Here is a 20384-nt window from a genome sequence, read left to right as displayed (position 1 = left end):
CGAGAACAAGGGGCGGTTGCAATGGCCGCCCCCAAAAACTACGATGTGTATAAGACATCGAATGGATACGCATCATGCGTACCAACATCGTCATTGACGACAAGCTCATGGACGAGACTCTTCGCGCAACAGGTTTGAAAACCAAGCGCGAAGCGGTAGAGCTTGGCCTTCGGACGCTCCTTCGCCTTCGGCAGCAGGAAGAGATTCGCCGGTTTCGCGGCAAGCTCGACTGGCAGGGAGATCTTGACGCGATGAGGACGGACAAGTGATTTTGGTCGATTCCAGTGTCTGGATCGACTACTTCCGGGGAACCGTTACCCCACAGACGGACAAGCTGGACTCGTTGCTCGGGGTAGAACCGGTTGCAACAGGGGACTTGATCCTGACCGAGGTGCTGCAGGGCTTCACGAATGAGCGCGACTTCAATCAAGCCAGGGCGCTCATGACTTCGCTGGTCGTCATTGACTTGGGAGGGCAAGAAATTGCCATTCAAGCGGCCAGGAACTTTCGTTCGCTACGAGCGCTGGGAGTGACCGTGCGGAAAACGATCGATACCGTGATTGCGACCCGCTGCATAGAAAGTGGACTGGAATTGCTGTACAGCGACAGAGACTTCGATTCCTTTGTTCAGCACTTGGGCCTCCGATCTGTCCTCACCGAAGCGTAACGCTGGACGTGAGAGGTGGCACCCTCTTGACGAGGATTTGCTAAGCGATGATTCCAAGGTGGGATAACTCCGCCTTCGCATGGGAATAGCATTCCTCGAATTCTCCCCACCTTACGAAGCTTGAAGGTTCGTGAGCGCAAGTGTTTCGCAATTTCCGAACAGCATGCAACCGGTTGGCATCGTTCAACAGCTTCAGCCTTTCAAGTAGATCAATGCGCTGTGAGAAGTTGGATGGAGAGCCCCTGCCATGTAGGTGTCGGCGAGCGTCATCGCGCTGCCGGCGCCGACGAAGGCGACGTCGATGTCCGGGCGCTGGATGCCCAGGGGCAACTGCGACTCGACGAGCGGGCGCGTGGCCTCGCTCATCGGGACCGGGAAGATCATCTTGATGCGTTTTTTCATGCGGGTTCTCCTCAGGCCGCTGCCATGCCGCCGTCGACCGGCAGGGCGGCGCCGGTCACGTAGGACGCCGCATCCGACAGCAGCCACAGCACCGCGGCGCTGACTTCGCCGGGGGCGCCGATGCGGTGCATGGGCACGCCGCCGGAGTACATCTCGTCATCGCCGCCGGTGACGCGGTCGTAGCTGGGCGTCTTGATCGGTCCCGGGCAGACGGCGTTCACGCGGATGCCCCGGTCCGCGTAGTCGAGGGCGGCGGCGCGGGTGGCGCCGACGATGCCGTGCTTGGCCGCGACGTAATTGGCGAGCCGCGGCATCGCCTTGAGGCCGAAGATCGAACTGTTGTTCACGATGCTTCCGCCGCCGCTCGCCAGCATCGCGGCGGCCTCGTACTTCATCATGTACAGCACGCCCTTCAGGTTGATGTCGATGACGTCGGAGATGTCTTCGTCCGGCGTGGCGTCGATGTCGTTGAATTCCCGTTGCAGGCCCGCGTTGTTGAAGGCGCCGTCGAGACGGCCGAAGCGGTCGGTGGCGAGAGCGACCAGGGCGGCGCAGTCGGCGGGCCGGGAGACATCGGTCGCGCGAAAGAGGGCGGTGCCGCCGGCGGCGGCGATGGCCTTTACGACCGCTTCGCCTTCCACCTCGCGGCGGTTGCCGAGCACCACCCGGGCGCCTGCCCGGGCGAGCGCCAGGCAGGCGTCGCGTCCCATGCCGCTGCCACCGCCGGTGACGATGATGACCTTGTCGCGCAGGCTCACGGCATCCGGCCCGCTCATGCGGCGACCCCGAGTTTCTTGGCCAGGGTGATGGCCGTATCCTCGATCATGTCCTCCTGCCCGCCGACCATGCCGCGGCGGCCCATTTCGACGAGGATCTCGCGCGCCGGCACGCCGTACTTCTTCTCCGCGCGCTTGGCGAAGAGGAGGAAGGAGCCGTAGACGCCCGCGTAGCCGAGGGTCAGCGCGTCGCGGTCGATGCGGATCGGGAAGTCCATGATCGGCACGACGAGGTCTTCGGCGACGTCCTGGATCGCGAACACGTCGACGCCGGTCGCGATCCCCATCAGGTCGCACACCGCGACGAGCACCTCCATTGGCGTGTTGCCCGCGCCCGCCCCCAGCCCGGCGGCGGCCGCGTCGATGCGGGTGGCGCCCGCTTCGATTGCCGCGATCGAGTTCGCGACCCCCATCGCGAGGTTGTGGTGGCCGTGGAAGCCAAGTTCCGTCTCGGGTTTCAGTGCCTCGCGCACCGCGGCAACGCGGGCCTTCACCGTGTCGGGGAGCAGGTGCCCCGCGGAGTCGGTGATGTAGATGCAGTTCGCGCCGTAGCCTTCCATCAGCTTCGCCTGCTTCACCAAGCCCTCGGGGCTGTTCATGTGGCTCATCATCAGGAAGCCGACGGTGTCCATGCCCAGTTTCCGGGCCATGCCGATATGCTGCTCCGAGACGTCCGCCTCGGTGCAGTGGGTCGCGACGCGGATCGTCGAGACGCCGAGCTCGTGCGCCCGCTTCAGGTGATCGACGGTGCCGATGCCCGGCAGCAGCAGCGCCGAGACTTTCGCCCGCTGCATCAGCGGAATCACGGCGCCGAGGTATTCCTCGTCGGTGTGGGCCGGGAAGCCGTAGTTGACCGAGCTGCCGCCGAGCCCGTCGCCGTGCGTTACTTCGATCAGCGGCACCCCTGCCGCGTCGAGCCCGCAGGCGATGGTCTTCATCTGTTCGAGTGTCATCAGGTGGCGCTTCGGGTGCATGCCGTCACGGAGCGTCATGTCGTGGACGGTGATCGTTTTGCCGCGCAGTTCCATGGCGGTCTCCTCAGGCGGTGACGGTTTCGGGGGTAAGGGGGGCGAGTACGAGCGCTCCCTTGAGGATTTCCTCGGCGAACATCTCGGCAGTGCGGGCGGCCGCGGCCGTCATGATGTCGAGGTTGCCGGCGTACTTCGGCAGGTAGTCGCCGAGGCCTTCCACTTCCAGGAAGACCGACACCCGATTGCCGTCGAAGACTGGGCCGTTCACGAGGCGATAGCCGGGCACGTACCTCTGCACTTCTTCGATCATCGCGTGGATCGAGGCGGTGATCGCTGCCTGGTCGGGCTCGGATTCGGTGAGGCAATGTACGGTGTCGCGCATGATGAGCGGGGGCTCGGCGGGGTTGATGATGATGATCGCCTTGCCCTTCGCCGCGCCCCCGACTTGTTCGACCGCAGCCGCGGTGGTGCGCGTGAATTCGTCGATGTTCTTGCGCGTGCCGGGACCGACCGAGCGCGAGGAGACGGTCGCGACGATCTCGCCGTAGGCGACCGGTTGCACGCGCGACACCGCCGCGACCATCGGGATCGTCGCCTGGCCGCCGCAGGTGACCATGTTCACGTTCATCTCGCCGCGGCCCAGATGCGCCTTGAGGTTCACCGGCGGCACGCAGTAGGGGCCGATCGCCGCGGGCGTGAGGTCGATCATCAGCACGCCGAGTTCATTGAGCTTGCGGCTGTTCTCGGCATGCACGTAGGCGCTGGTCGCATCGAACGCGATCTGGATGCCGTCGGCTTGGACGTGCGGCAGCAGGCCGTCGACGCCGTCGGCAGTGGTCTTGAGTCCGAGTTCGCGCGCGCGGACCAAGCCGTCGGACGCGGGATCGATGCCGACCATCCACACGGGTTCGAGCACGGGGCTGCGCAGCAGCTTCGCCAGCAGGTCGGTGCCGATGTTGCCGGGGCCGATCAGGGCGCATCTGATTTTTTTCATGATGAATTCCTTCTCTATTGGGGCGGGAGATTCACGCGAAGCGCACCGAGCAGCCGCCGATGCCGGCGATCGTCAGGCGCAGGTTGTCGCCGGCCTTCACGGGGACCATGGCCCCGAGCGCGCCGGAGAGGATGATTTCGCCGGCCTTCAGCGGGATGTCGAGCCGGCCGAGGGTGTTCGCGAGCCACACGACGGCATTGACGGGCGAGGCCATCGTCGCTGCGCCGGCGCCGGTCACGGCGACCTCGCCGTTCTTCTCGAGCACCATGCCGCAGGTCACGAGGTCGATGCTGCGCGGATCGACCAGACGCGAACCGAGGACTAGCGCGCCGCAGGAGGCGTTGTCGGCGACGGTGTCCTGGATCTTGATCTTCCAGTCGCGGATGCGGCTGTCGACGATCTCGAAGCAGGCCATCACGCCTTCGGTCGCGGCCAGCACGTCGGCGGCGGTGATGCCCGGCCCCTTGAGGTCGCGCTTCAGCACGAAGGCGATCTCGCCTTCGGCCTTGGGCTGGATCAGGCTGCTCATCGGGATGGTCTCGCCCTCGCCATACACCATGCTGTCGAGCAGCCAGCCGAAGTCGGGCTGGTGCACGTCGAGCATGTTCATGACGGCCTTGCTGGTCACGCCGATCTTTTTGCCGACGACCCGGCTGCCGGCCTCGATCCGCCGTGCGAGCATGCGCTGCTGGATCTGGTAGGCGTCTTCGATGCTCATGTCGGGGTGGCTGTCGGTGAGCGGAGCCAGCACTTCGCCCTTGTTCAGCGCGGCGTACAGCCCGTCACCCAGTCGTTCGATGTCTTCCTGTCGCATGTGAGGTCTCTCTCTGTGGTGGGTACGTCTTTGGTTTGTGTTGTTGTTTTACGTTGAAGTTAGTGTAAAAGTCAATTGACTTTAAAGCAAACACACGCGAAACTTGAATCGCGAATCGGGCGAAGGCTCGACGCAAAGTGGGCGGCAAGGCCTCGACGAAGCCCCGTCCCGCAGACAAAACCGACAGAGACAAAGAGGGCTTTATGAGCACGATCCACATCGACCTGCTGGGCACCGAGACCCGCTTCCACGATACGGGCAAACACCGTACCCGCTGCATCGAGGCCGGTTCCGGCCCGGCGCTGTTCGCGTTCCATGGCGGCGGCGGACACGCCGAGACCTACGCGCGCAACATGACGCGCCTCGCCACCCGTAACCGCGTGATCGCGCCCGACTTCATCTGGCACGGCATGTCGTCCAAGCCGGCCTTCCAGTCGGGCAACTGGCTCAAGCAGTTCACCGGCCAGATCCTCGACCTGATGGATCACCTGGGCATCGAGAAGGCGAGCTTCGAGGGCGAATCGCTCGGCGGCTGGATCGTCATGGACCTCGGCATCCACCATCCCGACCGCGTCGAAAAGCTGATCCTGAACACCGCGTGGGGCATGAATCTCGGCAGCGACAAGGCGGAGGATCTGAGCGCGCTGCGCGAGACCTCGCTCAATGCGCTGCGCAACCCGAGCCGCGAGCTGATCCGCAAGCGCCTCGAATGGCTGATGCCGCTCGGTGGCGTGACCGAGGAGCTGATCGACCTGCGCGTGAAGCTGTGGTCGGACGCCGCGACGCGCGAATCGCTGACCGGCTACTACGAGCGCCTGTTCGCACCCGAATGCGAGCACTTCCTCTACAAGCTCGACGACCTCGCGCGCATCAAGGCCCCGACGCTGCTGTTGTGGACGGAGAAGAACCCGATCGCCGGCCCCGAAGCGGCGTTTGCGATGCACGAGGTCATCCAGAACTCGGTCGTGCATATCGTCAAGGATGCGGCGCACTGGCCCCAGTGGGAGCGCCCCGAAGAGCACGACCGCGTCGTCCTGGACTTCCTCGCCAAATAAGCCGGCGGCGCGTTGCGGCCCCCGCGCCGCAGCGCCGCGACCTCACGGAGAGTGAAGCAGATGGACAATCTGATCAGGATCAGCGCGTCGGAGGCGGCGCGCCGCATTGCAAACGGAAACCTTACTTCGGTCCGCTACACTGAGGCGCTGCTGTTCCGCATCGCCGAGCGCGAGCCGGTTGTCGGCGCCTGGATCCACCACGATCCCGACGCTGCCTTGGCCCAGGCACGGGCGGCAGACCGGCGTTCGCCGGCGGGCCCGCTGCATGGCGTGCCGGTAGGCCTGAAGGACATCATCGACACCGCCGATATGCCCACCGGCTACGGCTCGCCGATCTACGCCGGCCATCAGCCGGGGCACGATGCGCCGTCTGTGGCGCAGCTGCGCGCGGCCGGGGCTGTGATCCTCGGCAAGACGGTGACCGCGGAGTTCGCGACCTATCACCCCGGCAAGACCGCGAATCCCCATAACCCGGCGCACACGCCGGGCGGCTCGTCGAGCGGATCGGCTGCCGCCGTGGCGGACTTCCATACGCCGTTGTCGCTCGGCACGCAGACGGCCGGATCTATCATCCGGCCGGCGAGCTTCAACGGCATTCTCGGCTACAAGCCGACCTTCGACGACTTCGACTACGGCGGCCTGCACGCGCTGGCGCCGTCCCTCGACACGCTTGGCGTGTTCGCACGCGACTTCGAGGATCTTTCGCTGTCGCGGCAGGTGCTGGCGCGGCGCTCGGTACGCGCGGTCACCGCACCGGCCGCGTTGGTGCCGCGCATTGGCGTGTGCCGTACGCCTATGTGGCCGAAGGGCGACGCGGACATGCAGCTGGCCTACGAGCGTACGGTCGAACGTTTGGCGAGCGCGGGCGCGGAACTTGTCGAGATCGAACTGCCGGCAGACTTCGAGTCGCTGATCGACGCGCAGACGCTGATCTTCATGGCGGAAGGCGCGCACCATCTGGACCGCGAGTGGCGGGAGCAGGGCGCGCTGCTGAGCCCCGAGCTGCGCGAGCTGCTCGAACGGGGCAGGGCGTGCGGCGAGGCGGCGATCACCGAGGCGCAGGCACTGGCCATCCGCTGCCGCGCGCAACTGGCCGACCTGATGCGGAGCGTCGACGTGCTGCTGGTGCCGTCGTCGATCGGCGAGGCGCCGGCCGGGCTGCATGCGACCGGCGACCCGCTCTTCAGCCGCATCTGGACCTACCTCCACGTCCCGTGCCTCACCTATCCGGTCGGCTTGGGCGATCACCGCTTGCCGCTCGGCGTGCAGGTCGTCGGCCGCCACGGGGACGACGACCGGCTGATCGAAATCGCGTGGTGGATGGCCGAGCGCTCGGCCGAATGGACCTTCGTCGACTGAAAGGAAGAACCATGGCAACCCAGCACAAGGAACTCGACGCGCAACAGCGCGCCTGGTACGAAGCGGCCTGCGCACGGATCGACGCGGCCCGCCTCAAGCAGCTCAACATGCAACTGGTGGACATCCACAGCCCGACCGGCGCCGAACGCGCGGCGAGCGAATTCATGGCCGCCCACATGGAGCGCATGGGGCTCAAGGCCACCTACCAGCCGGTCAATCCGCAGACCGGCAACGCGATCGGCCGTCTCCGCGGCGACGGTAGCGGTCCCGCGCTGATGCTATATGCGCCGATCGACACGCACATCGAGGCCGACCCGGAACACGACCTGCCCTGGGTCGGGCCGGCGCTGCGCGACGACATGAAACCGCGCGCGCAGGCTCGTGGCGAGACCGTAATCGGGCTCGGCGCGTCCAATCCGAAAGGCATGGTCGCGGCGCTAACGGAGGCGGTCAATGCGGTATGCGAAGCGGGCATCCCGCTGACGGGCGACCTGATCCTGGCCTTTGCCGGCGGCGGCATGCCGGTCGTGGTGCCGGAGCGCAACCACTACGGGCTGTCGAGCGGCGTCTCACACATGATGATGAACGGCGTGACGGCCGACTTCGGCATCATCCTGAAGCCGTGGAACGAGGTGTATTACGAGCATCCGGGGATGTGCTGGTTCAAGGTCACCGTCAAGGGCTCGCTCGGCTACTCGGGCATCCCGCGCGGAACGCCCGGCTTCCGCAGCTCGATCGTCCCGGCCGCGCGGCTGATCCTCGAACTGGAGCAATGGCTGCCTGAATACACGCGGCGGCACACCTCCGACCAGATCGCCCCGGAAGGCTGGATCGCCAGCGTGCGCGCCGGCTGGCCCGAGCGCCCGGCCTTCCCCGCGGCGGCGACCGAGATCTACCTCGACATGCGCACCAATCCGCAGCAAAGCACCGCGTCGGTGGAGGCCGAGTTCGGCGCCGCGATGCGCGCGATCATCGCCCGTTACCCCGAGATCGACGCCGAGTGGGAGATGACCGCGGCCGTGCCGGGTTCCCGCACCGACCCGTCGAACTGGGTCGTGCAGAGTGCGCAGCGCGCGTGGAGCGAAACCCACGGCGGCCAGCCCTATCCGGGTGCGCCCAAGCTTTCGGGCCAGACCGATGCCGCGGCCATCTGCAAGCTCGGACTGCCGCTGGTGCGGGTCGGCTATCCGTGGATCGGCGACAAGGACATGCCCGAGGAGTTTTCCGATGGCCTCGGCGGCATGGGCGTGAGCCATATCACCGACCTGATCGATCCGATCAAGGCGGTGATCTACTCGATCATCGACACCTGCACTCGCAGCCGTCGGGAAGTCGGGCTCACTAGCCTGTAATGCGACCGTGCCGGCGCGCTCGCTCTCGGATCCTCAACGCGCGCGCCGAGTCCCTTCGGTTGGGCACAAAGCTGTCACTCGCTTCCGTCACGACGTGGAACGGTGAGCATCGGTTGCGATCGCGCGCTGTGCGTCTAGAATGATTTGTCGGGTGCGCGATTCGGGTTCGAAAGCGCCTACTTGGGAATCTGTTCAGCGCGTGCAAGATGGCGCCGAAACCGTTCTACAAAATTGTGGCGCCATGAGCGCTGACGCGGCTTCCGAGGCCACAGATGAGGGGAGATTGTAGATTAAAAACACGCTCAAGTGACTGATTTATAAGAAAACTGATGGGGATTGTGGCTCCAGTTGTCACCGGTTCGATCCCGGTATGTCGCCCCATAAAATCAAGTGGTTAGCGAATCGAAGTATCCAAAGTGGTTGTAGAACGATCTACAAAACCGGGCCCGCCAATGAGCGGGCCCGATTGTTTTTAAAGGGTTCCGCACTGGATTGTGCGTAACGCAAGATCGAGAACGGCGATTGCCTCGTGGGCGATTAAAACGTCGTCCTACCGCGTGCGCAACTGCACTTCCAGCAGGGCATCGAAGTAGTCGTGCCGCTTTGCGGTACAGCGGACCGGACACACCCCGAGGCGGAAATCCCTCTGCGGCGAGCATCAGCGGGATCAGCAGGCGTTCGGTGTGGTCGTGCCGTTGCGGAAAGGGTGGATCGTTTCGAATTGGGCATGGGCGACCCAGGCGAGTCCGGCCTTTCCTACCGGCGCAGTAGCTCCGCCGCCGCCGGTCGCGTCTCCGGCTACCTCCTCGGCAACGCCGGGCTGCCGGCTGGAGGGATTCTCGATCGACTTCGTCCACGATCGCATTGCGCCCTCAAAACAACCGCCGCGCGCGTCCAGTCCACTCTGGGTTGGCGGCCGAGCAAAATTCAGGTCCGGTGGCGGTGCGGGGCTTCGCCGGGCGGGCCGTCGCGCTGCCAGATGAGACGGCCGTACTTGAGCACTTCGCGGATGCGGTGCAAAGGCAGCTGACGGATCTCGCCTTCGTCATCGACCAGGGTGCAGGCGAAGTGGTCGTGATCCGGGAACGTCAGCCGGCGCAGCGGCACGCGGACGATGCGCCGGGTGACGCGGTCGTAATAGCCGATGACGAACTCGCCGCGGCCGAAGGCGGGGTCCCAACGGATGCGGGCGAGCAGTGCGTGGATCGGAATCATGGCGTGCGCTGGGGCGGGGGACGGCAGGCGCGGTAGGATGATGCGTCCCCGTGTTTCATCCGTACTGACCGCCATGCCGCCTGCCCGTTCCGCTGCCGAGCCTGTTGACCTGCGCACGCTGACGCGCCGCTTCGCCCACGCCGGCCGGCTCGAGGCGATCCTGTTGCGCCCGGAGCGACGGGCCGCGGCGCAGCCGGTGGGCGAGGCGCGCGCGCTGGCCGGCCGCGGGCTTGCCGGGGATCACTGCGCCGCCACCGGCCGTGGCGGCGGCAAGCGCCAGCTGAGCCTGATCCAGGCCGAGCATCTGGCGGCGATCGCGGCGCTGGCGGGCCGCGACGAGGTCGATCCGGCGCTGCTGCGGCGCAACCTGGTGGTCTCCGGCCTGAACCTGCTCGCCGCGCGCACCCTGTTCCGCGACCAGCCGCTGGTGCTGCGCATTGGCGCCGAGGTCGTGCTCGAGCTCACCGGCGTCTGCGAGCCCTGCTCGCGTATGGAGGACGTGCTCGACCCCGGCGGCTACAACGCGATGCGCGGCCACGGCGGCGTCGCCGCGCGCGTCCTTATTGGCGGCGTGCTGCGCATCGGCGCCGCGGTCGTCTGCGAAGCGGCGCCGCGTGCGGCCGCGGCGCCCGGCGCCGACGCGCCCCTCACAATCCGCCCGGAGAACCCCGCATGACCGCCCTGATCCTCGGACTGCTGCTGTTCTTCAGCACCCATTCGGCGCGCATCTTCGCCGAGGACAACCGCGCCCAGTACATCGCCCACTACGGCCTGGCGAAGTGGAAGCTGGCCTACTCGCTTGCCTCCGCGATCGGCCTCGGCCTGATTGTGTGGGGCTACAGCGCGGCGCCGCTCGCCCCGCTCGTGCTGTGGGCGCCGCCGCTGTGGACGCGGCACCTGGCCGCGGTGCTGACGCTGCCCGCCTTCGTCCTGATCGCCTCCGCCTACGTGCCCGGCACGCGACTGCGGGCGAAGCTCGGCCATCCGATGGTGCTCGGCGTGCAGCTGTGGGCGCTCGCGCACCTGCTCGCCAACGGCACCCTCGCCGACCTCCTGTTGTTCGGCTGCTTCCTGGTGTGGGCGATCGCGAGCTTCTTCGCCGCGCGCCGGCGCGACCGGGCGCAGCGGGTGGTGCGGGGGGAAGGTGCGCTGGTTTGGGATGCGGTGGCGGTTGGGATCGGGGCGGGGGTGTGGTTCGTGTTTGCGCGCCACTTGCACGGGGTGTTGTTCGGGGTGGTGCCATTCGGGTGAGGGGCCGGCTGACGGGAGTCACGCGACTATGGGCGAGGGTGTCCGGCGGGCGGCGACGCAGGTCAGCGCCGATGATGAGGTCGTCCCGATCGTCTGGGCGGGCCTTCACTCATGCAGGTCGTCGCGCTCGATTGACGCTGCGCCGGGGTGCAGTCAATTTGCCGACAATTTCGCCCGCCACACCGACATCGGCACTGTGAACAGCGCATTGCCGAAGGGAACGCGTTCCCGCCTGGGGCACGAGCGGCGCGCGCGCCTGGGATCGACCCGATGCTGTTTCTGGACCGGACCCGACGAGCAAGACAGCTTCAGGAGGAGGTTGCGCATAGACAATTCAAGTGCATTGCCACGGGTGGATGTTTGCATTACCATGCTGGACATTCACCTCGTTGACCGGAGAGTCACCATGCCCGCCATCCTGGAAGTCGAATCCACGCTGACGGATCGCTACCAAACCACGGTGCCGGAAACCGTGCGCCGGGCCCTTCGTCTGGGCAAGCGAGACAAGATCCACTACACGATCCGACCCGGGGGTGAGGTCGTGTTGACACGTGCCGAGAACGTGGACGGGGATGACCCAGTGCTCGGCCAGTTCTTGAACTTCCTGGCCCACGACATCGCCAGCCATCCGGAGCGCCTGCAGACCATCGATGCGAGCTTCGTGCGGCGCCTCCAATCGCTGACGGGCGGCATCGAGGTCGATCTTGATGCCGCCCTGTCGGCAGACGATGAATGAGCGTGGGCAAGCCTGCACCGTTGGTCATTCACGGCTGGACGGTTTTCGCACATCCGCTGTTCCTGGCACAACTTGAAGCCTTGGCCCAGCAGGTCGAGGTATTCAAGCAAAAGGACCCCCTCGGCTACATGAAGAAGAACGCCACCAAGCGACTGGCGGCGATCACTCGGTTGGCGTTCGATGTCATCCCGCAAGACCCGACACGGCCCGAATATCGACAAGGCAATACCCTCGGCGACGAGCACAAGCACTGGTTCCGGGCCAAGTTCTTTCAGCAGTACCGACTGTTCTTCCGCTATCACGCGCCGAGCAAGATGATCGTGTTCGCGTGGGTTAACGACGAGGACTCCAGGCGCGCCTACGAGAGCAGCGACGATGCCTACCGCGTGTTCCGCAAGATGCTAGACAGCGGCCACCCTCCGGACGACTGGAGCCAGTTGGTGGCGGAGGCGCGCACTGAGGGGCAACGCCTGCAGCGGTTTGCTGAAGGTGCCGAGCCGTAGGGCTGCGTTGAACAGTGCTGTCATGCGCAAGGACTATCAGCATCGACTGGCGGCAAGATTGAGTCAATGTCATTAGCTGAAATCGTTCTACAATACGGTTGGGACTTCAGCCCTGATGCGGCTTTCAAGGGGGTAGTTGGCAGGGTTTTGTAGATCAGAAAATGACTTAACCTACTGATTTAAAACAAAACGGCTGGTGATTGTGGCTCCAGTTGTCACCGGTTCGATCCCGGTATGTCGCCAAAAAATCAAAGACTTGGCGAACTTTTAGAATTGTTCGTCATTACAAAGTTGTAACTTGCGATGCGGGAAGTGGTTGTTTTTCCAGGTAAGAGCACTGGATTCCCGCGTCGCAGATTTCCCCGCGCTGTCGCGCCGCAGCGAGCCTTTTCGTTCTTTGCAGTCACGTGGTCAGCCGAGCGATCCTGGCGTCCGCTAGGTCGGTGCGCTACTCCCACTGCCTGCCCGACGGGCCCAGGGAGCGCCCCGCAACATGAGCGACGAGGAGTTGCGCTTCGTCGCCGATCGCGGCGGCTTCCTCGGCGTGACCATGTTCCCGCCCTTCCTGCGGAGGGACATCCACGCGAACGTGATGGATTGCGAGGAGGCGATCGACGACACGATCAATGCGGTCGGTGAAGATTGCGTGGGCATCGGCACCAATTTCACTCAGGGTTCGGACGACCTCGTTCTTGAGCGCTCGGCCTTCGTGCTCGCTCAGTCTCAAGCGCAGGGGCGCCTGTGCTAAATGTTTGCCGGTTCGTTAACCGGGGCGATGGACTGACTCGCCGACGAAGCGGGCTGACCAAGACGTATTGTGACTTCCCGGACCTCCCCAAAGCTGGGGTGCATCGCATCAAACGAACGACCCCTGACGCCTGACCTCTCAGGTACGACGCTCTGTTTTCCCGGGTCCGACACCAACTCCGCCTGAGCACTCGGGGGCGAACGCGATTGCGACGAGGTTCCTGCCGCACCGGGCGAGCGACGCCGAGCGGGCGAAGTCTGGCTGTCGGCCTTGACGGGCCGTTCAGCTCCGAGCGACCTACTGGACCGGGACGCTTCCAGGTCAATAGCCCCACGCATCGCGGACGTGCGCTCAACGTTCGCCCAGATGGTGGACTGCGTCAACGCCCATGCTTGTGCCGATGGAAATTATCAAGGTGGGACCTATGACAGAGCGCTCTCGAGTGCTCACCATTGTCCCAAAGTGGGCTCGGGGAGGCAGGGCTCAGTCAGTTGCGACGATGTCTTGCACTGACCTGTGACGGCGACACCCCAAAGAACTCCCGGTAACACCGGCTGAAATGGGGCGCGCTACTGAAGCCGCAGGCGATCGCAATGCTGGTGATGGGCTCGTTGGTCTGCTGGAGCAGGCGGCGCGCGCGGGTAAGTCGGGCTTCGAGGTAATAGCGCGAGGGTGTCGTGTTCAGGTGGCGCTGGAAAAGGCGATCGATCCGGCGCCGGGAAACGCGCGCGCGACGTGCGAGGTCCTCGATGCTCAAGGGCTCCTCGATATTGCTCTTCATCAACTGCAGTATCGTTTGAAGCGCGTCGGGGAACGTGGGATCGTCCACCAGGGTCGGCATCGGACTGTCGGGAAGATCGTCCAGCGTCCGGTCGCAGGCGAGGATCTCCTCGATGCCGCGCACCGTTTCGTCACCGTGGTGATGCCGGATCACCGCGAGCATCATTCCGAGCGCACTGTTGGCGCCCGCGGACGAGATGCGGTCGCGGTCGATGACGAACGGGTGGGGCAGGAGCCTGACCTGAGGGCAAAGCTCCTCGAGGCCGTCGCGGCTATCTGGATGCACGGTACATGTATAGCCGTCCAGCAGGCCGGCGTGCGCGAGCAGGTAGCTGCCGTTCCAAAGGCTGCCCAATATCACCTGGCGCCGTGCCGCCTCACGCAGCTTGGCGACGACGGGGCGCTGCGGTTCGAGGTTGGAGCGGAACCCGCCGCAGATGATCAATATGTCGAGATCCTTCGTGTCCAGCGCGACCAGTTCATCATCCACAGAAATGTTGATGCCGAGGTCGCTGCGTACCGTGGCGCCTTCCAGGCTGTAGGTTTCGAATCGGTAGAGCGGTCTGCGGCTGATCAGGTTGGCAGTGACGATCGCGTCAACTGCCCCCGTGAAGGCCATCATCGAAAAGTGTTCGAGCAGCACGAAGCCGATGCGTCGGCAGATCGGCGGATGCTCGTCATGGGACGACTGCCCCTGAAGATAGGCCTGGTTGCTGTGCCGCATACGGCTGTCGAAGCTGCGCGGGGCCTGCCGCAATTTGTCCCCCATTTATCGTCTCCAGATTTCGGCGCTCGACTGCGGAAGAGCCCTGGCTCGCGAACCGGGGCGAATATACAGGAGATCCACGAGATGCCGGCCCCGCCCGGAGGTGCGAACGAGAGCGTGGGGGCATTTTCGGCGCGGGCCTCGGACCCCCTTGTCGCACCGGGACACGATCGCTTCGCAGCCGTCGGTGTCGGGGTGGGGGGGCTTGCCCTTCCGCGTACCACCTTCAGGAGCATACACCGACGATCGGGAAGCGGACCCGACCCGTTCGTAGCGGTGGACGCGAGGCGCGTCGAGCAATGCGCACGGCCCCAACTCTTCAATGCGGCGATCATCGGCAGGCCTTGCGTCATGGACGCAGGAAAATAATCGCCCCGGTACCTTGTCGGCCCCGGGGCGAACTCAAGATCCAGCCGGCGTGTGAGGTGCGCCGGAAAACCAGGCGAGAATCAGAAGTAGTAGCCGATATTGGCGTAGAACGCCTTCTTCCACTTGTCCTCGCCGCCGGCCGCGGCTCCACTGACGTAGTCGCCGGTGTAGGGATCGTTGCGGCCCCATCGCATCTCGGTGTAGATGAACAGGGGGCCGGCACTGAAGTGGGCGCCGGCGATGATGCGCTGCGAGTCCTTGTAGCCCGACTTGTCCTTCGTGACGACGCTGTAATTCAGGTAAGGCGTGATGTTGCTGACCGGTCCGAAGGTCCAGGGCAGGGCGTAGTTCACCTCAGCGGAGTAGAACCTGGATTTCGACGCCACGTTGAAGGAGCCGTCGTAGGCACCGAAGGTCACGGTGTCGTTGCCCACGGCCGACGGGTTGCGCGGCGACATGTTCTGGCGGCCGAGCTCGGCGAGGACGCCGAGCGCCCCGAACTTGCCGCCATAGTGCACGGCGTAGGCCTTGCGGGTACCGTCGTCGTCGGTGTCTTCGTTGTGCAGGGTCGAGCGCAATGCGGAGACGCCCAGTTCCGAGCTTGCATCCTTGCCATGCTCGAGCTTGTAGGCCACGCGGCCGACGAACAGGTTGCGCTCCTTGTTGTCGCTGCCGCCCGTCACGTAGCTGTCGGCTTTCACGACGTTGACCGAGTAGCGATTCCCGTCACGCGAAGTGCCTGTCCAGTCGCCGCCGTCCTTGGGGTAGAAGCCGACTTGCACGTCGAGCGGGCCGAACTTCTGCTGGACCTTGGCGCCGAGGTTGTGGACGTCTTCCAGGCCGATGGCGTTGACCAAGCTCTGGTAGAACGTGCTGCTGACATAGGGCAGCAGGCCGAAGGGCACCTGGTTGATACCGGCGACGAGACGGGTATCCTGGCCGACCTTGTAGCCCAGCCAGGCCCAGGACGGGAAGTTGATGCGGCCGATCTGGTCGGTGTAGTCGTACGGATGGGCTCCGCCGTAGAAGCGGTACTGGGCCGAGCCAAAGAGGGTCGACGAATCATAATTGACGTCGATCCGGAAGGTATCGAAGCTCAGCTTGCTGATATTGGGATCATTGTCGAACGAGTAATCATAGCGCGCGCGTAGCGCACCGCCGATCTTGAGTTCGCCGTCGCCTTCGGCGGCCTGTGCGTGACCATTGCCCAATGCGATCAAGAGCCCCACAAGTGCGGCGGGCAGTGCCGGCTTGCGGATCGGTGAGTTGCTCATATTGTTGTCTCCTTGTGTTTTGGTGCGGGGTGCTGAATTGCAGGTGTGATCGATGCTGCGCGGGGAGTGCATCCCCCGCGCGTGAACTCGAGGGGCACGGCGCCGGGGCAGTCCGGTCAGGACTTCCGACGGAACAGGGCGCTCGGCCGCGGGGTGTCCGGCAAAACGCGATTTGCAGTGAAATCGACGTGACGATTTAGGTGGGTCGGCTTTTCGATGACCTTGTCTCCTCCCTTTTCTGATGCGTGCACAGCTGAATGCAGCAACCCGCGGATATCCCGCTCTTTTGGCGGGTAATTAGGGCCAATCTTAGGATTTGGCAGCGGGGGAGAATGTGGTGCAGGGGACCTTAAATGTCCGTTTTTGGACGTGAGCCGTCCTGGCCTGCAAATCGAGCCATGTGGGAACCGGTCCGGAGTAGGGAATGGGGTCGGATCGAGGCAGCATGCTTGCTGCTGCCCGATAGCGCCGATGTCAGCGAATGGTCGCCGACTGCAGGGAGGGACTCAGGTGTTGGACTGGATCCCGCACTGATCCAGGAACCAGTCACGGAACCGGATCATCGCGCAGTCGTCCGCCTTGTCCTCGCGGTACGACAGGTAATGGTGAGTCTCTTCGAGCACCACTTCCTCTTCGACGGGCCTCACCAGCAATCCGCGTTCGACCAGCGGTCCGACCAGGTGGTCCCATCCGAGCGCGACACCTTGGTCGTTCAGCACCATCTGCACCAGGAGGTTGTAATCGTTGGCGTTGAAATAGTGCGGGCCCCGGCGCAGACGGTCCTCGATGTCCAGATGATGAATGGCCAGCCAGATACCCCAATCCACGTGCTCGGCGACCTGGGAGCGCCCGTAGGGGCTCAAATTCAACAATAGGCCATTCCGCAGCCCCTCCAGGCTACGGATTTCCGGATGTGCCTCGAGATAGCGCGGGGTGCACACGGGGTAGATCCGGTCGTGGAACAGGGGCACGCTGATATAGCCGGGCCGTACCCGTGACATCTTCGTGATGAATATATCCGGATGGATGCCCGGCTCCATCGAGAGGAAGTTCTGGGTCGTGACCAGGTTGAGGTCCGTGTCCGGGTTCGCGCTGAAGAAGCTCGGGAGGCGGTGCGCCATCCAGAGTGCCGAGAATGCCGGCGAGCAACACAGGGTCAGGCTGCGCCGGGGCCGGGCGGCTTGGCCGTGATCATCCCGAATGCGGTCGGCAGCCTGCGCGATGTTGATGAACGACAGTTGCGCAGCGTCGAAAAAGAGCGAGCCCGCAGTGGTCAGTTCGACAGAACGCCCGACGCGCTTGAACAGGGCTGTGCCGAGATGGTCCTCGAGCTCACGAATCTGGCGGCTGACCGCGGCCTGCGTCACGCACAAGGTTTCCGCTGCGCGCGTGAAGCTCTGGTAGCGCGCGGCAGCGACGAAGCACTTCACTGCCCGCAGTGAAGGCATCTTGAGCAGCGTCTGGTCGGGGTCGGCGGGCTTACTCATAACTCAAGGTTATCAGTTTTTTCCAGAAAAAGTCGATTGTGCCTAGGGGTGCGCAAACCTAGACTGGGATCAACACAAAAACAAGCAGCAAGCCCCGATTTGACGCAATCGGAACGCCCGGCAAGCCATCAGACCTCGTTCGCTGAATGCGCGAGAACTGGCGAAGACAGGGTAGGCCGACCCCCACAGGAGGAGTAGTTCGAAGTGAGCAATCAAAACAAAACTCTCGGTTTCCTGCAGCAGCGCGAGGCGCGTCATGGACTGCCGGGTGAGCTTTACGGCGATCCGGATGTTTATCGCGAAGACCTGGCGCAGATATGGCACAAGGAGTGGATCTTTGCCGGGCACACATTCGAGCTGGAAAAGCCCGGGCAATATTTCACTCTCCAAATCGGAGATTATCCAATTGCTGTAGTGCGGGGTACGGATGGTGAACTCCGCGCCTTCCACAACGCCTGCCGCCATCGTGGATCGAAGGTTTGCAACGAGGATCACGGGAAGGCAGCCAAACTGGTGTGCCCTTACCATAAATGGACGTTCGACCTCGATGGCAAGTTGCTGTTCGCCGGAAATATGGGCGGCAATTTCGACAAACAGCAATACGGGCTCAAGCCCGCCCATTGCGCGGTCGTGGAAAGCTATATTTTCGTTTGCGTCGCCGAAATGGCGCCCGATTTCGAGCCTTTCCGAAAGGCCGTGACGCCCTTCATCGCCCCTCACGGCCTCAATAATTGCAAGGTGGCCTACGAAGCGAGCATCGTCGAAAAGGGCAACTGGAAGCTGGTGTTCGAGAATAACCGCGAATGCTATCACTGCGAAGGTTCGCACCCGGAGCTGCTGAATTCCTACGTCGAGAACCTCTCGGTGGCCGGCATCGCGAGCGGAGAAGAGCCCGAGCTCGCGGCGTTCTGGGATCGTTGTGAAGCGGCAGGCCTTCCGAGTCGCCTCGTAATGGCAGAGAGCGGCCAATTCCGCCTGACCCGCATTCCGCTTGCGCCCAATGCCACCAGTTACACGATGGACGGAAAGCCGGCCGTGTCACGCCGCCTCGATCGGAGCGGAGTCGAGAACATCGGCGCGCTGCTGTACTTCAACTATCCATCGACCTGGAATCACTTCCTGGGTGACCACGCCCTGAGTTTCCGGGTCCTGCCCATGGGCCCGGGCGAGACGCTGCTGACGACCAAGTGGCTGGTACACAAGGACGCGGAGGCTGGGGTCGATTACGACATTGATCACCTGACCCGGGTGTGGAAGGCCACCAATGACCAGGACCGCAGGCTCGTCGAAGGGACCCAGTGCGGGGTGACTTCCCCCGCTTACGTGCCGGGGCCCTATTCGGACACCGCCGAGAACGGTCCCTGCCAGTTCGATGACTGGTATTGCGACACGATGCGTCGCAAATTGAACGTCTGATCGTTTCAAAGGGCCGGCGTGCCGCCGGCCCTTTGGGCGGGCGCCAGACGACGCCAACGGCCTTGGGCTTCGAGGATTGGAGGAATCCTCGTGTACTGACGAATCGATTGCACCTGTCCTCGGCTATGGGGCATAAGGCAGCTCGATCAATTGATTACCGGGGGTTATCGAATACCCGCCCAATACATCGTTGGACGCCGTCTCCCCGAGGTTATAACTTATAGCCATACAACGGGAGACGCTGCGGCGAATCTTTCCGAATATAAAAGGAGACGAGGTGGCAGATGAATAAGGACGACGACATCCTTGTGGTGAAGAACATCTTCAAGGTCTTCGGCGATCGGCCGCAGGAAGCGCTGAAGATGCTCGAGAAGGGCGCTGACAAGGACGAGATATTCAAGAAGACGGGGCAGGTAGTCGGTGTTTTCGATGCCAGTTTCTCCGTCAAGAGGGGCGAAATCTTCGTCATCATGGGCCTGTCGGGGTCCGGGAAATCGACGATGGTCCGGTTGTTCAATCGCCTCATCGAGCCGACCTCCGGAAGCATCTATCTCAACGGCAAGGAAATCACCGGCCTCAACGACAAGCAGCTGCTCGATGTCAGGCGCAAGGAAATGAGCATGGTGTTCCAGTCCTTCGCGCTGATGCCCCACATGACGGTGCTGGAGAATGCGGCATTCGGACTGGAGATTTCGGGCGTCGCGGAGCAGGAGCGCAACACGCGAGCGCGTGAAGCCCTCGCGCAGGTAGGTTTGGCAGGACACGAATACAGCTATCCGCATCAGCTTTCCGGCGGCATGCAACAGCGCGTCGGACTCGCCAGGGCGCTGGCGAACGACCCGAGCATACTCCTGATGGACGAGGCGTTCTCGGCCCTGGATCCGCTGATCCGCACCGAAATGCAAGACGAACTGATCCGCCTGCAGGCCGAGCAGCAGCGCACCATCATATTCATTTCCCATGACCTCGATGAAGCGATCCGTATCGGACACCGGATCGCGATCATGGAGGGTGGGCGAATCGTCCAGGTCGGCACGCCCCAGGAGATCCTCAATAACCCCGCTGACGCTTACGTGGAGACCTTCTTCAAGAACGTCGATTCTTCGAAGGTTCTCCGAGCGGGCGACGTGGCGCGCTTCGAATCGGAGATCGTGGTCCGCCAGACCAACGGCGCGACTCCCGATGTCCCGGCCATTCCTTACGCCTTCATGGTCGACAACGACGGGCGCTTCCTGGGCCTTCTGGACAATTGTGCCGGCCGCGGCGAGGGGCCTCGGCAGCTCGCTCCGAAGGATCTGAGCGTCGTCGCATTCGACACGCCTTTGCATGACGTCCTGGGGCTCGCGGCCGCCGTGCCGTATCCGCTCCCGGTCGTGACGCGTGAAGGGGCCCTGCACGGGACGATCTCCAAGGACTCGCTGCTGAAATCGCTCAGCCGCCATTGAGCCC

General features: G+C 63.9%; 21 protein-coding genes. 12 read left to right on the top strand and 9 right to left on the bottom strand.

The window, feature by feature from the left end; all coding sequences use genetic code 11:
* The first annotated feature begins 74 nt into the window (after positions 1-74).
* Together GPA27_RS06030 and vapC are read left to right on the top strand one after the other, a co-directional pair.
* Positions 75-269 (top strand): type II toxin-antitoxin system VapB family antitoxin, encoded by a 195-nt coding sequence (locus GPA27_RS06030; protein ID WP_169138562.1) that lies wholly within the window; start codon positions 75-77, stop codon positions 267-269.
* On the top strand, positions 266-667 hold the full coding sequence (gene vapC, locus GPA27_RS06025; RefSeq protein ID WP_169138560.1) for a type II toxin-antitoxin system VapC family toxin: 402 nt from the start codon (positions 266-268) through the stop codon (positions 665-667). The genes GPA27_RS06030 and vapC overlap by 4 nt, the downstream gene beginning before the upstream one ends.
* A 192-nt stretch (positions 668-859) precedes the next feature.
* On the opposite strand, the gene GPA27_RS06020 is transcribed toward vapC, so the two are convergent.
* Genes GPA27_RS06020 through dmpE form a run of 5 tightly spaced genes read right to left on the bottom strand, consistent with a single transcriptional unit; the run spans position 860 to position 4624 of the window.
* A complete protein-coding gene (locus GPA27_RS06020; protein WP_246260964.1) occupies positions 860-1069 on the bottom strand; it encodes a hypothetical protein in 210 nt (69 codons plus the stop codon).
* A gap of 11 nt (positions 1070-1080) precedes the next feature.
* Positions 1081-1845 (bottom strand): SDR family NAD(P)-dependent oxidoreductase, encoded by a 765-nt coding sequence (locus GPA27_RS06015; protein WP_169138558.1) that lies wholly within the window; start codon positions 1843-1845, stop codon positions 1081-1083.
* Positions 1842-2873, bottom strand: a complete 1032-nt coding sequence (gene dmpG / locus GPA27_RS06010) for a 4-hydroxy-2-oxovalerate aldolase (RefSeq protein WP_169138556.1) — start codon at positions 2871-2873, stop codon at positions 1842-1844. Before dmpG ends, GPA27_RS06015 begins: the two co-directional genes overlap by 4 nt.
* Positions 2874-2883: 10 nt before the next feature.
* Entirely contained in the window at positions 2884-3813 is a 930-nt protein-coding gene (locus GPA27_RS06005; RefSeq protein ID WP_269469645.1) for an acetaldehyde dehydrogenase (acetylating), read from the bottom strand.
* 28 nt (positions 3814-3841) lie between these two features.
* Positions 3842-4624 (bottom strand): 2-oxopent-4-enoate hydratase, encoded by a 783-nt coding sequence (dmpE, locus tag GPA27_RS06000; protein WP_169138554.1) that lies wholly within the window; start codon positions 4622-4624, stop codon positions 3842-3844.
* A 203-nt stretch (positions 4625-4827) separates the two neighbouring features.
* Between dmpE and GPA27_RS05995 the strand changes: the two genes are divergently transcribed.
* The 3 genes from GPA27_RS05995 to GPA27_RS05985 are packed head-to-tail and all read left to right on the top strand — an operon-like array spanning position 4828 to position 8390.
* Positions 4828-5679 (top strand): alpha/beta fold hydrolase, encoded by an 852-nt coding sequence (locus tag GPA27_RS05995; protein ID WP_169138553.1) that lies wholly within the window; start codon positions 4828-4830, stop codon positions 5677-5679.
* A gap of 60 nt (positions 5680-5739) precedes the next feature.
* Entirely contained in the window at positions 5740-7038 is a 1299-nt protein-coding gene (locus GPA27_RS05990; RefSeq protein WP_169138552.1) for an amidase, read from the top strand.
* An 11-nt stretch (positions 7039-7049) separates the two neighbouring features.
* Positions 7050-8390, top strand: a complete 1341-nt coding sequence (locus tag GPA27_RS05985) for a M20 family metallopeptidase (protein WP_169138551.1) — start codon at positions 7050-7052, stop codon at positions 8388-8390.
* A 927-nt stretch (positions 8391-9317) separates the two neighbouring features.
* Here the strand turns inward: GPA27_RS05985 and GPA27_RS05980 are convergent.
* A complete protein-coding gene (locus GPA27_RS05980) occupies positions 9318-9605 on the bottom strand; it encodes a DUF504 domain-containing protein (protein WP_169138550.1) in 288 nt (95 codons plus the stop codon).
* A gap of 37 nt (positions 9606-9642) precedes the next feature.
* Between GPA27_RS05980 and GPA27_RS05975 the strand changes: the two genes are divergently transcribed.
* The 5 genes from GPA27_RS05975 (at position 9643) to GPA27_RS05955 (ending at position 12843) form a co-directional block, all read left to right on the top strand.
* Positions 9643-10281, top strand: coding sequence for an MOSC domain-containing protein (locus tag GPA27_RS05975; RefSeq protein WP_246260963.1), 639 nt, complete (start codon positions 9643-9645; stop codon positions 10279-10281).
* A complete protein-coding gene (locus GPA27_RS05970) occupies positions 10278-10856 on the top strand; it encodes an NnrU family protein (protein WP_169138549.1) in 579 nt (192 codons plus the stop codon). The genes GPA27_RS05975 and GPA27_RS05970 overlap by 4 nt, the downstream gene beginning before the upstream one ends.
* A 28-nt stretch (positions 10857-10884) precedes the next feature.
* Positions 10885-11592, top strand: a complete 708-nt coding sequence (locus tag GPA27_RS05965; protein WP_246260962.1) for a type II toxin-antitoxin system PrlF family antitoxin — start codon at positions 10885-10887, stop codon at positions 11590-11592.
* Positions 11589-12095: a type II toxin-antitoxin system YhaV family toxin gene (locus GPA27_RS05960; RefSeq protein WP_169138547.1), complete on the top strand. Its 507-nt coding sequence runs from the start codon at positions 11589-11591 to the stop codon at positions 12093-12095. Before GPA27_RS05965 ends, GPA27_RS05960 begins: the two co-directional genes overlap by 4 nt.
* A gap of 457 nt (positions 12096-12552) precedes the next feature.
* Positions 12553-12843 (top strand): membrane dipeptidase, encoded by a 291-nt coding sequence (locus tag GPA27_RS05955; protein WP_256222815.1) that lies wholly within the window; start codon positions 12553-12555, stop codon positions 12841-12843.
* 487 nt (positions 12844-13330) lie between these two features.
* On the opposite strand, the gene GPA27_RS05950 is transcribed toward GPA27_RS05955, so the two are convergent.
* From GPA27_RS05950 to GPA27_RS05940, 3 genes are all read right to left on the bottom strand, one after another.
* The gene (locus GPA27_RS05950) at positions 13331-14380 is read right to left on the bottom strand and encodes a GlxA family transcriptional regulator (protein ID WP_246260961.1); all 1050 of its coding nucleotides are present in this window, start codon (positions 14378-14380) and stop codon (positions 13331-13333) included.
* Between the two features lie 458 nt (positions 14381-14838).
* Complete coding sequence (locus GPA27_RS05945; protein ID WP_169138541.1) at positions 14839-16032, bottom strand: putative porin; 1194 nt, start codon at positions 16030-16032, stop codon at positions 14839-14841.
* 506 nt (positions 16033-16538) lie between these two features.
* Positions 16539-17519, bottom strand: a complete 981-nt coding sequence (locus tag GPA27_RS05940; RefSeq protein ID WP_169138539.1) for a LysR substrate-binding domain-containing protein — start codon at positions 17517-17519, stop codon at positions 16539-16541.
* 204 nt (positions 17520-17723) lie between these two features.
* Between GPA27_RS05940 and GPA27_RS05935 the strand changes: the two genes are divergently transcribed.
* Complete coding sequence (locus tag GPA27_RS05935; protein WP_169138537.1) at positions 17724-18935, top strand: aromatic ring-hydroxylating oxygenase subunit alpha; 1212 nt, start codon at positions 17724-17726, stop codon at positions 18933-18935.
* Positions 18936-19219: 284 nt separating this feature from the next.
* Positions 19220-20380, top strand: a complete 1161-nt coding sequence (gene proV, locus GPA27_RS05930; protein ID WP_169138535.1) for a glycine betaine/L-proline ABC transporter ATP-binding protein ProV — start codon at positions 19220-19222, stop codon at positions 20378-20380.
* The last annotated feature ends 4 nt before the right edge of the window (positions 20381-20384 follow it).

The sequence above is a fragment of the Aromatoleum toluolicum genome (assembly GCF_012911005.2).
Lineage (GTDB): Bacteria > Pseudomonadota > Gammaproteobacteria > Burkholderiales > Rhodocyclaceae > Aromatoleum > Aromatoleum toluolicum.
This window is presented reverse-complemented; position numbering and strand designations above follow the sequence as displayed.